General features: G+C 63.7%; 14 protein-coding genes and 1 tRNA gene. All 15 read left to right on the top strand.

The window, feature by feature from the left end; genetic code table 11:
• The first annotated feature begins 316 nt into the window (after positions 1–316).
• Positions 317–389: transfer RNA gene (locus DXB98_RS00770), tRNA-Ala, on the top strand.
• A gap of 75 nt (positions 390–464) precedes the next feature.
• A complete protein-coding gene (locus DXB98_RS00765) occupies positions 465–2,495 on the top strand; it encodes an ABC-F family ATP-binding cassette domain-containing protein (protein ID WP_117742781.1) in 2,031 nt (676 codons plus the stop codon).
• Positions 2,482–2,778: a hypothetical protein gene (locus tag DXB98_RS00760; protein WP_164473297.1), complete on the top strand. Its 297-nt coding sequence runs from the start codon at positions 2,482–2,484 to the stop codon at positions 2,776–2,778. The genes DXB98_RS00765 and DXB98_RS00760 overlap by 14 nt, the downstream gene beginning before the upstream one ends.
• Before the next feature lie 9 nt (positions 2,779–2,787).
• On the top strand, positions 2,788–3,471 hold the full coding sequence (locus DXB98_RS00755) for a site-2 protease family protein (protein ID WP_117742780.1): 684 nt from the start codon (positions 2,788–2,790) through the stop codon (positions 3,469–3,471).
• An 84-nt stretch (positions 3,472–3,555) separates the two neighbouring features.
• Complete coding sequence (locus DXB98_RS00750; protein ID WP_117742779.1) at positions 3,556–4,365, top strand: ScpA family protein; 810 nt, start codon at positions 3,556–3,558, stop codon at positions 4,363–4,365.
• A gap of 11 nt (positions 4,366–4,376) precedes the next feature.
• Positions 4,377–5,096: an SMC-Scp complex subunit ScpB gene (scpB, locus tag DXB98_RS00745; protein WP_117742778.1), complete on the top strand. Its 720-nt coding sequence runs from the start codon at positions 4,377–4,379 to the stop codon at positions 5,094–5,096.
• Complete coding sequence (locus DXB98_RS00740) at positions 5,083–6,045, top strand: pseudouridine synthase (RefSeq protein WP_369831378.1); 963 nt, start codon at positions 5,083–5,085, stop codon at positions 6,043–6,045. The genes scpB and DXB98_RS00740 overlap by 14 nt, the downstream gene beginning before the upstream one ends.
• A 66-nt stretch (positions 6,046–6,111) precedes the next feature.
• Positions 6,112–6,798 carry a (d)CMP kinase gene (gene cmk, locus DXB98_RS00735; RefSeq protein WP_117742776.1) on the top strand — a complete coding sequence of 229 codons (687 nt, stop codon included), beginning with the start codon at positions 6,112–6,114 and terminating at the stop codon, positions 6,796–6,798.
• 3 nt (positions 6,799–6,801) lie between these two features.
• Positions 6,802–7,530: a lysophospholipid acyltransferase family protein gene (locus DXB98_RS00730; protein WP_117742775.1), complete on the top strand. Its 729-nt coding sequence runs from the start codon at positions 6,802–6,804 to the stop codon at positions 7,528–7,530.
• 2 nt (positions 7,531–7,532) lie between these two features.
• Positions 7,533–8,432: a 4-hydroxy-3-methylbut-2-enyl diphosphate reductase gene (locus tag DXB98_RS00725; protein WP_117742774.1), complete on the top strand. Its 900-nt coding sequence runs from the start codon at positions 7,533–7,535 to the stop codon at positions 8,430–8,432.
• A 2-nt stretch (positions 8,433–8,434) separates the two neighbouring features.
• Positions 8,435–9,877, top strand: coding sequence for a DUF512 domain-containing protein (locus DXB98_RS00720; RefSeq protein ID WP_117742773.1), 1,443 nt, complete (start codon positions 8,435–8,437; stop codon positions 9,875–9,877).
• A gap of 10 nt (positions 9,878–9,887) precedes the next feature.
• The gene (gene der, locus DXB98_RS00715) at positions 9,888–11,222 is read left to right on the top strand and encodes a ribosome biogenesis GTPase Der (protein WP_099431760.1); all 1,335 of its coding nucleotides are present in this window, start codon (positions 9,888–9,890) and stop codon (positions 11,220–11,222) included.
• Positions 11,215–11,898 (top strand): glycerol-3-phosphate 1-O-acyltransferase PlsY, encoded by a 684-nt coding sequence (gene plsY, locus DXB98_RS00710; RefSeq protein WP_117742772.1) that lies wholly within the window; start codon positions 11,215–11,217, stop codon positions 11,896–11,898. The genes der and plsY overlap by 8 nt, the downstream gene beginning before the upstream one ends.
• A gap of 9 nt (positions 11,899–11,907) precedes the next feature.
• Positions 11,908–12,915, top strand: a complete 1,008-nt coding sequence (locus DXB98_RS00705) for an NAD(P)H-dependent glycerol-3-phosphate dehydrogenase (protein WP_117742771.1) — start codon at positions 11,908–11,910, stop codon at positions 12,913–12,915.
• An 18-nt stretch (positions 12,916–12,933) separates the two neighbouring features.
• Entirely contained in the window at positions 12,934–13,605 is a 672-nt protein-coding gene (gene rpe / locus DXB98_RS00700; RefSeq protein WP_117742770.1) for a ribulose-phosphate 3-epimerase, read from the top strand.

Raw genomic sequence — 13,605 nt, 5'->3', positions numbered from 1 at the left:
CATTTCAAAACTATGCCGGATTACGGGGCTGGACCCGGGCCGGCCGTCCATGCCCTGCATTTCACGGAATGCGCAAGTCGTCTACCTGCGGTTTTGATTTTACCGATTACGGCATGCTCGGGGGTTCCCGGCCCGGCCCCGTAAACCGGCATGGTTTTGAGGTCGCCGGGTGGGCGGGGGCGCGGTCGGCCCCGGTAATGGGCCTGGCGCCGGCAAGACGGGCGTTGGGCGGATGGCGGCACGCGCCGCGACTGAGAAATTTTCCAAAATTGTCCTTGCATCGGCGGGGGAGTTCCCGTATAGTACTTCTTCGCACGGGGGCGTAGCTCAGCTGGGAGAGCGCTTGACTGGCAGTCAAGAGGTCAGGGGTTCGATCCCCCTCGTCTCCACCCGAGCATTGAATGAGGCTCCAACGCAAGTTGGGGCCTTTTTTCATATAGACACACAAGGTCAAAGGCGGCACCATGATCCTCCTGGTAGACAAGATCGAAAAAAGCTTCGGCGCGCGCGTCCTCTTTAGCGGCGCGTCCTTCCAGATCAACCCCGGCGAGCGCTTTGCGCTCGTGGGCCCCAACGGCGCCGGTAAAACCACCATGCTCAAAATCATCATGGGAATCGACAGCCCCGACGCCGGCCAGGTCCAGTACGCCAAGGACTGCCAGGTGGGCTACCTAGAGCAGGAAACCAACCTGGAGCACAAGGACACCACCATCCTCGCCGAGGTCATGGCAGCCGCTAAAGAAATCCGCCGCATGGGCGAGCGCGCCAACGAGCTGCAGGCCCAGATCACCGAGCTCTCCGAGCAAGGCAAGGACGTCGACGCACTCCTTAATGAGTACGGCCAGGTCCAGGACCGCTTTGAGCACCTGGGCGGCTACGAGCTCGAAAGCAACGCCCGCAAGATCCTGTCCGGCCTGGGCTTTAAGGTCACCGACTTTGAGCGCCCGTGCTCCGAGTTCTCGGGCGGCTGGCAGATGCGTATCGCGCTTGCCAAGCTCTTCCTGCGCCACCCAGACCTGCTGCTTCTGGACGAGCCCACCAACCACCTGGACCTCGAAAGCGTTCAGTGGCTGCGCGGCTTTATCGCCAACTACGACGGCGCCGTCCTAATTGTCAGCCACGACCGCGCCTTCATGGACGCCTGCGTCGACCACGTCGCCGCACTCGAAAACCGTCGCGTAACCACCTACACCGGCAACTACAGCAGCTACCTCAAGCAGCGCGAGGACAACCTGGAGCAGATGCGTGCCAAGCGCGCCGCCCAAGAGCGAGACATCGCCCACATGCAGGTCTTCGTTGACAAGTTCCGCTACAAGCCCACCAAGGCCGCCCAAGCTCAGGAGCGCATCCGCAAGATTGAGCAGATCAAAAAGGAGCTCGTCATCCTGCCCGAGGGCCACAAGCACATCGACTTTAAATTCCCCGACCCGCCGCGCTCGGGCGACATGGTCGTGGGCCTCGAGGGTGTGTCCAAGTCCTACGGCGACAAGCACATCTACAGCGATATCAACCTCAAGCTCTACCGCGGCGAGCACGTGGCGCTCGTCGGCCCCAACGGCGCCGGCAAGTCCACGCTCATGAAGATCCTCGCCGGCCTGGAGCCGCCCACCACCGGCACCCGCGACCTAGGCACCAACGTGGGCGTCGCCTATTACGCCCAGCACGCGCTCGAGGGCATGACCGAGTCCAATACCGTCCTGCAAGAGATCGACACCGTCACGCCCAAGTGGACCGTGCCGCAGCAGCGCAGCCTGCTGGGTGCCTTCCTGTTTAGCGACAACGATTCCATCGAGAAGCAGGTCCGCGTCCTCTCCGGAGGTGAAAAGGCGCGTCTGGCCCTGGCAAAGATGCTTGTGGCCCCCGAGGCGCTCCTGTGCCTGGACGAGCCCACCAACCACCTGGACATCGACTCGGTGGACATGCTCGAGAACGCCCTGCAAAACTTCCCCGGCACCATCGTGCTGATCAGCCACGACGAGCACCTGGTACGCGCCGTGGCCAACCGCGTCATCGACATCCGCGATGGCAAGGTCACGGTCTACGACGGCAACTACGACTACTACCTCTACAAGCGCGAGGACCTCGCGGCCCGCGCCGCCGAGGCGGCAGGGGGGAGCGCACCGGGCGCGATCAAGTCCGCTAAGGTCACCGCGGCCCAGCCCGATGCGCCCGCCGCCGCCCCCAAGCCGGCCGAGGGCAAAAAGACCAAGGAGCAAAAGCGCGCCGAGGCCCAGGCCCGCGCCGCGCTCAACAAAAAGCTCAAGGGCGTGCGCAACCAGCTCAAGAAGATCGAGACGGAGCTCGACAAAAAGCGCGCCCGCTATGACGAGCTTATGGAATTGATGGCCAGCGAAGAGCTTTATGCCGATCAGGACAAGTTCAACGCTGCGCTGGGGGAATATAACGGCCTTAAGCAAGAGTTACCCAAGCTCGAGGACGAATGGCTGGAGCTTTCCACCCAGATCGAAGAGGAGACCGCGCGTGAACTCTCGTAAGGCCGCTGCCGTGGCGATGAGCATCATCGCCATCGCCTGTCGCATCTGCGGCATCTTTATGAGCGCGATGACCGTGCTGCTGTGCTTTAGCGGCCTGACCGCCAAGCTGCAGATCGTAGGCTTTGTCGTTGAGCTTTCACGCGCGCTGCCGAGCGCCATCGCCGGCTACGGTGTCATCACGTCGCCCTTTGGCGGCGTCTTCCGCCTGGATTACGCCATCGTCGCTGTCATCCTGTTTGTGGCCGACTACCTGCTCACGCGCGCCTCGCGCCGCGTCCGCTAGGGGAGCGATATGTCCAGCAGCTACCTCATGAACCTGCTTGCCAGCGCCGTCGCCGTCATCGTCGGCATCGTGATCCACGAGAGCGCGCACGCCGCCGCGGCCTGGGCACTCGGCGACAAGACGGCGCGTTCGCGCGGTCGCGTGTCGCTCAACCCGCTCAACCATATCGACCCGTTTGGCACCATCATCTTGCCGCTGCTCATGCTTGCCGCCGGCGGCCCGGTGTTCGCCTTCGCCAAGCCCGTGCCCGTCTATCTCAACAACCTCAAGCACCCCAAGCGCGACGAGGTCCTGGTGAGCGTGGCCGGCCCTGCGTCGAACATCGCCCTCGCGTGCCTCGCGGCCGCCCTCATGCACGCAACGTACGGCAACCTCTACACCAGCATGTCCTTTGCCGTGGCATCACAGATCATGAACTTCGGCGCCACGTTTATCGTGGTCAACCTGTCACTCGCGTTTTTTAACCTCATCCCGATCCCGCCGCTCGACGGCTCGTCGATCATCGTGCCGTTCCTCAAAGGCAAGGCGCTCGCCAACTACTACCGCCTGCAGCAATACGCCATGCCGATCCTTATCATCGTGCTGTACCTGCTGCCCATGTGGACAGGACTCGACGTGATTGGCCGCTATTTCGACGTTACCGTGTATCCGCTTGCTGAGCAGCTGCTCAACTTCGCAATCGCCGGCATCTAAGGTAAACTTACAGGTCGACCGTGCAAAACGGTCGTAACATGCACCCAAACCGCGCCGCGAAGGCGCCGTCAAAGGAGGTCGAAGATGTCGTATCGCGTGTCGACGCAGGTCTACAGCGGACCTTTCGACCTGCTGCTGCAGCTGGTAACCCGACAAAAAGTAGATATCGGCGCCATCTCCATCAGCGAGGTGGCCGAGCAGTACCTTGCCGAGGTGGAGCGCATCGAGGCGCTGGACCTGGACGTGGCGAGCGACTTTCTGCTGGTCGCGGCAACTCTTTTGGACATCAAGGCCGCCTCGCTGGTGCCCCAGGAAGCCCCGCGCAAGACAGACGACGATGACGAGGACGACGAGGACCTGGAGGAACTCAGCGCGCTCGACGGCGACGCCTTGCGCGAGGTCCTGATCCAGCGCCTGATTGCCTACAAGCAGTTTAAAGGCGCGGCTGCGGCCCTCGGTGCCCGCATGCAAGCCGAAAGCCGTATGCATCCGCGTGTGGCCGGCCCCGACCCCGAGTTCCTAGGGCTCATGCCCGACTACCTGGCTGGCATCACCCTGCGCGGCCTGGCCGTCATCTGTGCCGACCTGGACGGCAAGCGCCAGACCTTCCTGCTGGAGGCCGAGCATGTGGCGCCGCATCGCGTGCCGCTCGACCTGACCGTGGCCTCTGTCGACCGCTTTACCATGGCGCACCAAACCTGCACCTTCCGCGAGCTGTTGGACGGCGACGCCACCACCGAGCAGCTCGTTGTCACCTTCCTGGCCATGCTCGAGCTCGCCAAGCGCGGCTCGCTTACGCTGAGTCAGGATGAAATCTTTGGAACCATTCAAATCAACCGAGTCGAGGGAGCCGAGGCATACGTGCCCGGCGAGGGCCCCGAGCTCACCGAATAGGAGCGGCAACCATGTCAACCCTTTCCACGCTAGAGGCAAACAGCCTCAAAGGCGCTCTCGAGGCGCTGCTGCTGGTGTCGAGCGACCCGGTGAGTGCGCCCGCGCTGGCCGGCGCACTGGATATCGCCCCCGGCGAGTGCGCGTCGCTGCTCGCCGAGCTCAAGGTTGAGTACGAGGAGGCCAACCGCGGCTTTCAGCTGCGCGAGGTCGCCGGCGGCTGGCGCCTGTTTACGCACCCCGCCTACCACGACGTGGTCGAGGCCTATGTGTTGAGCTGGGACACGCAAAAGCTGTCGCAGGCGGCACTCGAGACCCTGGCCGTGATTGCATACCACCAGCCCGTGACGCGCGAGGTGGTCAAGGGCATCCGCGGCGTCAATTCCGACGGTGTCATCGCGTCGCTCGTGGACAAGGGTCTGGTGCGTGAGCTCGGCCGCGACCCCCAGCGCGGTCAGGCCATCATTTACGGCACGACCAACGCCTTCTTGGAAAAGTTCGGTCTGCGCTCCACCCGCGACCTGCCCGACCTGGAGCAGTTTGCCCCCGACGAGCAGTCGCGCCAGTTTATCCGCGAGCGCCTGAGCGGCCGCAGTATTCAGTCCACGCTCGAGGAGCAGGCCGAGGACCTAGACGAAGAGCGCGAACTGCTCGATACCGATGTTGAGGACACCGATGTCGAGGAGCTTCTGGCAGCCGGTGATACCTCGGAGGATATGCATGACGAGGACTAACGAAATAGGGGAGACGCGCGCCATGGGCAACGCAGTACCCACAACCGACGCCCAGCCCGTCTATCCGCACACCATGCGCCTGCAGCGCTTTTTGGCGCGTGCGGGCGTGGCGAGCCGCCGTGGCTCGGAGGACCTGATGACCGCCGGCCGCGTGACCGTCAACGGCCAGGTCGCGACCGAACTAGGTACCAAGGTCGATGTCGACCGCGATCACATCGAGGTCGACGGCATGCCCGTCAAACTCAACCAGGGCGCCGTGTACCTGATGCTCTACAAGCCGACCGGCTACCTCACCACCATGAGCGACCCGCAGGAGCGTCCCTGTGTGGCGGACCTGGTCCCCCGCGACCGCTTTCCGGGACTTTTCCCGGTGGGCCGCCTGGACCGCGACACCACGGGCCTTTTGCTCTTTACCACCGACGGCGACCTGTCGCAGGATCTGCTGCACCCCAGCAAGCACGTCTACAAGACCTACCAGGCACTCGTGGACGGGCAGCTGATCGACCGCGATCTCACGCCGCTGCGTCGCGGCATAGAGCTCGACGACGGCCTGTGCCAGCCGGCAATCTGCCGCATCATCAACGCGCGCGAGGCCGAGGCCGTGGCTCCGCAAGGCATCAAGCCCGGCACCACCGCCGTGGAGGTCATCATCCGCGAGGGCCGCAAGAATCAAGTTAAGCGTATGTTGAGCAAGATTCACCATCCGGTAATCCGTCTGCATCGCTGCAACTTTGCCGGCCTTGAGCTCGAGGGTGTGGCCAAGGGCTCGTGGCGCGAGCTCACCGACTGCGAGGTGCAGATCCTCAAAGGCGGCGGCATCCCGCCTAAGCAGGCCGTCGGCAAGCGCGGTGCCGCGCCGGCGACCAACACCGCCAGCCGCACGCGTCACCACGGCAGCCACGGCTCCGCACCCAAGCGCAACACCTACCGCGAGCGCTATACGGGCTAGGCAACCCGCCGTGCCCCAACGCCCGCGAACCATACCAGCACATCAACCACCGAAAGGAAGCATTGCATGATCGTCGCCATCGACGGCCCCGCCGGTTCCGGCAAGTCCACCATCGCCAAGGAGATCGCCCGCCAGCTGGGCTTTAACAAGCTCGACACGGGCGCCATGTATCGCGCCGTCACCTTCGCCGCGCTCGACCGCGGCGTCGATCTGGACGACGAGGCGGCCATCGACGCCCTCGCCGAGCAGATCGAGATTCGCTTTACCAACGGCACCGGCGAGGACACGCGCCTGACCATTGACGGCCAGGACGCTTCGGCCGCCATTCGTACCCCGCAGGTAGACGCCAACGTGTCCAAGGTCTCGGCCTACCCAGGCGTACGCGCTGCCATGCTCATCCACCAGCGCCGCGCCGCCGAGGACCGCGACATCGTTGCCGAGGGTCGCGACATCGGCACCGTCGTGTTCCCCAACGCTCAGATGAAGGTCTTTCTGACCGCCGACCCGCGCGAGCGCGCCCGCCGCCGCGTGCTGCAGCGCCACCAAAACGACGCCCAGCCGCTCACGCCCGCGCAACTCGAGGCCGAGGTCGACGAGACCCTCGACGCCCTTAAACAGCGCGACAAGCTCGACAGCAGCCGCGAGGTCGCCCCGCTCGTGCCCGCCGAGGACGCCGTGCACGTCGACTCCACCGCCCACACCATCGACGAGGTCGTCTCGATAATCGAGGACCTTATCAACCAAAGGAGGTAGCCCATGCGCCTGTTTAAGCAGACGCCCGAGGATTACTACAACGCCCCTTATGCCGAGTTCCCCGCGCTCATCCGCGGCACCGTCTTCGTGGTCATGGCCATCCTTTGGGCTTTCTCCAAGCTCATGTGGCGTTGGAAGGTCGAGGATGCCGACCTGCTGTTTGAGCGCCAGGACGACCGCGGCAGCGTGGTCATCTGCAACCACACCTCGATGGCCGAGCTCTTGGCCGTGGAGACGGCGCTGTTCTTTGGGGGCCGCCGCATTCGTCCCATCTTTAAATCCGAGTTCGCCAAGAGCAAGATTGTGCGCTGGGCCTTTAGCCGCGTGGGCGGCATTCCCGTGGAGCGCGGCACGGCCGACATGAAGTGCCTGCGTGCCGCCCAGCATGCCCTGCAGCGCGGCGAGGACGTCCTGATCTTCCCCGAGGGCACGCGCATCCGCTCGCGCGAGATCAAGCCCGAGGTCCACGGCGGTTTTGCGCTCATCGCTCAGATGGGCAAGGCGCCCGTCAACCCGCTCGCCATCTGTGGCTGGTCCGACATCACGCCTGCGGGCAAAATGCTCATGCGTCCCAAGAAGTGCTGGATCCGCGCCGGCAAGGCCGTCTCGCTTTCCGACGCGCCCGCCGGGCTTAAACGCACGGAGCGCTTGGCCTGGTTTGAATCCGAAGCCATGAACCGTGTCTATAAGATGCGCGACGAGCTGTGCGCTGAGCATCCGGGCAGGTTCTAGCCATGAGCGACAACGTGACAAACACTGCCGCGACTACGTCCGACCAGGACAACGCGCCCACTATCGAGATCGCAGCCCACGCCGGCACTTGCTATGGCGTACAGCGTGCGCTCGATATGGCGCTAGCCGCCGCGCCGCAGGCAGGGGAGAGCGTTCAGGTCCACACGCTGGGACCGCTCATCCATAACCCGATCGTGGTGCGCGAGCTCGCCGAGGCAGGCGTCGGTCTGGCCGACACCTTGGACGACGCCACATCGGGCACCGTGATCATCCGCGCCCACGGCGTGGTGCCGCAGGTCATCGATGCCGCTCGCGAGCGTGGCCTTAACGTCGTCGACGCCACCTGCCCCTACGTGAAGAAGGTCCATGTGGCAGCCGAGCGCCTGGTACGCGAGGGCTACCGCGTGGTAGTCGTGGGCGAGCCGGGCCACCCCGAAGTCGAGGGCATCCTGGGCCACGCCGGCAATGATGCGCAGGTCGTGAGCTGTGCCGCCGACGCCGAGGCCCTGCCGCTCAAGGGCAAGGTAGGCCTCGTCGTACAGACCACCCAGACCGCGCAGAACCTCGCCGAGGTCGTGGCCGCTATCACGCCGCGCGTGCAGGAACTGCGTGTGATCAACACCATCTGCGCCGCCACGAGTGAGCGTCAACAGGCAGCGGCCACACTTGCCAACCGCTGCGACTGCATGGTCGTGGTGGGCGGCAAGAACTCGGGCAACACCCGCCGCCTGGCGCAGATTTGCGCAGACGCCTGCAAGCGCACGTATCACATCGAGGAAGCTTCCGAGCTCCAGGCCGCGTGGTTTACCGACGCTCGCCACATCGGCATCACCGCCGGAGCCTCCACCCCGCAAGAACACATCGAACGCGCCGTCACGCGCATCAAGGAGCTTTGCCGCTAACCATGGACCAGACCGTACCCGCATACGCCGCCGAGGTGGCTGATTACGGGCGCAGCCGCGACCCCGAGCCGGGTGAGGGCGCGCTCGTAAAGAACGTACGTCCCGAATCGCCCGCGTGGGATGTGGGTATCGAGCCGGGCATGCGCGTGCTCACGGTCAACGGCGAGCAGCTCACCGACATGATCGTGTGGCTCTGGGAGGCCGACGACGACACCGTCGAGCTGGAGGTATTCGATCCACGCGACGGCACCGTCACCCCCGTCGAGCTCGACCGCTTTCCCGGCGAGGACTGGGGCCTGGAGTTCGATGGCCCCATCTTTGATGGCATGCGTACCTGCGTCAACGCCTGCGTGTTTTGCTTTATGACCATGCTGCCCAAGGGCGGTCGCTCCACGCTTTATATTCGCGATGACGACTATCGTCTGAGCTTTTTGCAGGGCAACTTTGTCACGCTCACGAACCTCTCCGACGAGGACGTGCAAAACGTCATCGAGCGCAACATGAGCCCCATGAACGTGTCGGTCCATGCCGTGAGCCCAGATATCCGCCGCCGCATGATGGGCCGAAACGCCCAACGTGGCATGGACGTGCTCGAGGCCATCATGGCCGCCGGCATCGAAATCCACGCGCAGATCGTGCTGTGCCCCGGCATGAACGACGGCGAGGAGCTGCAGAAGACCCTGCGCTTTTGCGAGGAGCACGAGCAAATCACCAGCCTGGGCATTGTGCCCCTTGGATTTACCAAACACCAGAATCGCTTTAGCTGGTCCTACAGCGACAAGCCCGAGCTGGCGCGCGAGACCATCGACATGATCCGGCCCTTCCAGGACCGTGCCTTCGAGCGCTTTGGCCGCCACACCTTCCAGATGAGCGACGAGTTCTATCTGGACGCCGGCATCGAGCCGCCCGAGGCCGATTTCTACGACGGCTACCCGCAGTACTACGACGGCATCGGCATGATCCGCTCCTATCTGGACGAGACGGACGACGTGCTCGTCGCCGATGCCGGGCGGCTCGCCCGTGTTCGCGAGGCTCTCGCAGCCCGGAGCCAGCGTCTCCTGTGCCTCTCGGGCGCCAGCGCGCGCGATACGGTGGCGCGTTTTGTGGAGTCACCGCAGGGCCTTGCGGGCTCCGTCACGGCCATCAAAAACCGCTACTTTGGCGGTAACGTGGACGTGACCGGGCTTATTGTCGCCTGCGACATCTTGGAGCAGCTGCCACAGGACATCTCGGGGGTTATGCTCTTTGTGCCTAAGCTCATGTTCAACGCTGACGGCATGACGCTTGACGAGTATCATCGTGACGATTTACTCGCAAGCCTTACCAGTCGCGGCGCCGAGGTTCATGTGGTATCGACCATGCCGCATGAGTTGCTCGATACCCTGGAGCATATCCTTGGCATTGTGCCTGCCGACTCTACTAATTCCGCTGACCCTACCCATTAAAGGAGAGCAGATGAAACCTATCGTCGCCGTCGTCGGACGCCCCAACGTGGGCAAGTCCACGCTCGTTAACCGCCTGGCGCAGACCTCGGACGCCATCGTCCACGAGTCCCGCGGCGTCACGCGCGACCGCTCGTATCACACGGCCGATTGGAACGGCCGCGAGTTCACTATCGTCGACACGGGCGGTATCGAGCCGCTCAAGAGCGACGATGTCTTTGCAACGTCCATTCGCGACCAGGCGCTCGCCGCCGCCGAGGAAGCCGCCGTCATCCTGTTTGTGGTCGACGGTCGCACCGGTGTCACCGAGGAGGACGAGTCGGTCGCCCGCATGCTCAAGCGCTGCGACAAGCCGGTCTTTCTGCTGGTGAACAAGCTCGACAATCCCGATCGCGAGAACGACAGCATCTGGGAGTTCTATTCGCTCGGCATCGGTGAGCCCACGCCGCTTTCGGCCCTGCATGGCCACGGCACGGGCGACCTGCTCGACGATATCGTGGCCTTGCTTCCGGAAGAAGAGGACGAGGTCGCCGACGAGTTCCCCGATGCGCTGAACGTGGCCATCATCGGCCGCCCCAACGCCGGTAAGTCCTCGCTGTTCAACCGCATTCTGGGCGCCGACCGCTCCATCGTCTCGAACATCGCCGGCACCACGCGCGACGCCATCGACACGGTCGTCGAGCGCAACGGCAAGCACTACCGCATGGTCGACACTGCGGGCATCCGCAAAAAGAGCACCGTCTACGAGAACATCGAGTACTACTCCATGGTTCGCGGCCTACGCGCCATCGACCGCGCCGACGTGGCGCTGCTCGTCGTCGACGCCTCCGTGGGCGTCACCGAGCAGGACCAGAAGGTCATGGGCTTGGCCATCGAGCGCGGTTGCGCCATCGTGGTGCTGCTCAACAAGTGGGACCTACTCGACGACGACCGCAAGCGCGAGGCCTGCATGGAGACCGTCGACCGCCGTCTGGGCGTCATGGCTCCCTGGGCCCAGTACCTGCGCATCTCTGCCCTGACCGGCCGCAGCGTGGAGAAGATCTGGGCAATGGTCGACGCAGCCGAAAAGACGCGCTCGCAGAAGATCAGCACCTCGCGCCTCAACACGTTCCTCACCGACCTGCGCGAGTTCGGCCATACCGTGGTGGACGGCAAGCGCCGCCTGCGCATGCACTACGTGACCCAGACGGGCGTCAACCCGCCGACGTTCACGTTTTTCGTTAACCACAGCGACCTGGTCAACGACACCTACCAGCGCTACGTGGAGAACCGCATGCGCTCGACCTTCGACTTTGCCGGCACGCCCATTCGACTCTTCTTTAGGAAGAAGGAGCAAAAGGATGCTTAATCCGATTCTGCTGACCGCCATCTGCGCCGTGGTCTCGTTCTTTATCGGAGCGATTCCGTTTGGCCTGATCCTGGGCCGCGTGTTCAACCACACGGACATCCGTAAGGCGGGCTCCGGCAACATCGGCACCACCAACGCCCTGCGCGTGGCCGGTCCCAAGGTGGCCACGCTCACCCTGCTGCTCGACTGCCTTAAGGGCGCCATCTGCGTCCTTATCGCGCGTCCGCTCATCGCGAGCGTGGGCTATGGCTTTCCGCCGAACATTATGGCGCCCGGTGCCCCTGGCGACTGGATGCTCGGCGTCATTTGCCTGGCAGCCGTGTGGGGCCATATCTTCTCGCCCTACCTCAACTTCCATGGCGGCAAGGGTATCGCAGTTGGTCTGGGCGTCATCCTCGCCTGGTACTGGCCTATTGGCCTGTCGCTGCTAGGCATGTTTATCGTGGCCGTCGCCATCACCAAGTATGTGTCGGTGGGCTCGCTCGCCGCTGCCATCGGACTTCCCATCGCTGCCTGCGCGGTCTTTCCGTACAGCAGCCTGGGCCTCAAGTTTTGCATGGCGATGATCGGCATCACCGTGGTGTGGGCCCATCGCTCGAATATCCAAAAGCTCATGGCCGGTAAGGAGTCCAAGCTCTCGTTTACCAAGCGCGTCACCGAGCCCGACGATAAGTAGGAGAGAGTCATGAATGTTGCGCTGATTGGCTCCGGCTCCTGGGGAACCGCCGTCGCCGGCCTTGTCGCCGCGCGAGCCGAGCGCGTGACCATGTGGGCACACAGCGAGCAGACGGCCGCCGGCATCAATGGAGAGCACCGCAATCCCCGGTATCTGGTGGGCTACGAGCTGCCCAAAAACGTTGTCGCCACGACGGAGCTGGCGCAGGCGCTCGACGGCGCCGAGGCCATCATCTTTGCCGTCCCTTCGACGCACCTTCGCAGCGTGTGCCACCAGGCCGCGCCCTTTATCGCCGCCGATACCCCGGTGCTCTGCCTCACCAAGGGCATTGAGCCCGAGTCCGGCCTGCTCATGAGCGAGGTCATCGCCAGCGAGATCGGCAACGAGGCGCGTGTCGCGGCGCTTTCGGGCCCCAACCATGCTGAGGAAATCTGCCGCGGCGGGCTTTCGGCCGCCGTCATCGCCAGCGAGGACCAGCAGGTGGGGGAGACCTTTAAGAACCTGCTCCTGTCCACTGCCTTCCGTATCTATCTGTCGCAAGACATGACCGGTGTCGAGGTCTGCGGCGCTATGAAAAACGTCATCGCCATCGTGTGCGGCATCTCCGCCGGCACCGGTGCAGGCGACAACACGCTCGCCCTTATCATGACGCGCGGCCTGGCCGAGATCAGCCGTCTAGTGCACGCCCGCGGCGGTCAAGCTATGACCTGCATGGGACTCGCTGGAATGGGTGACCTCATTGCCACCTGCACCTCAGAGCATTCGCGCAACCGCACCTTTGGCTACGAGTTTGCCCACGGCGTGTCACTCGACGAGTATCAGGAGCGCACGCATATGGTGGTTGAGGGCGCCGTCGCGGCCCGCAGCGTCAGCGAACTTGCCCGTTCACTGGGCGTAGACATTCCGCTTACCTTTGCCGTGGAGCAAACGCTCTACAACGGTGTTACCTTGGATAGGGCGCTCGAAATTCTTACCGATCGCGTCCCCTCTCAAGAGTTCTACGGACTCACCGACTAGCGCAGAAAGGCTTCTACCATGGGTTCCATCAAAATCGCTCCATCCGTCCTCTCGGCCGACATGGCCAACCTGAAGGGCGAGCTCGACAAGATCGCCGGTGCCGACTACGTGCACTTTGACGTTATGGACGGTCACTTTACCGGCAACCTCACCTTTGGCGTTGACATCCTCAAAGCTGTCAAGCGTTCTACCAACGTGCCGGTCGATGCGCACCTCATGGTGTCGAACCCCGACGAGACGGTCGATTGGTACGCCGACGCCGGTGCCGACATGATCACCGTGCACTACGAGGCCTCCACGCACCTGCACCGCACGCTCACGCACCTGCAGCAGCGCGGCGTTAAAGCCGGCGTGGTGCTCAACCCCGCCACGCCCATCTGCGTACTCGAGAGCATCATCGACGTCGTCGACATGGTGCTGCTCATGAGCGTGAACCCCGGCTTTGGCGGCCAGAGCTTTATTCCCGGTACCATTGCCAAACTGCACGAGCTCAAGGCCATGTGCGAGCGTCACGGCGTTTCGCCCCTCATCGAGGTCGACGGCGGCATCTCTTCCAAGAACATCGCCGATGTCGTCAATGCCGGCGCCAACGTGCTCGTGGCCGGTTCTGCCGTATTTAAGTCCGAAGATCCCGCTGCCGAGGTTGCGCTGCTGCAGAAGCTGGGCAACGAGGCCGCACAGGAGGCATAA

It is taken from the genome of Collinsella sp. OM07-12 (assembly GCF_003438275.1).
In the GTDB taxonomy this organism is placed as follows: domain Bacteria; phylum Actinomycetota; class Coriobacteriia; order Coriobacteriales; family Coriobacteriaceae; genus Collinsella.
This window is presented reverse-complemented; position numbering and strand designations above follow the sequence as displayed.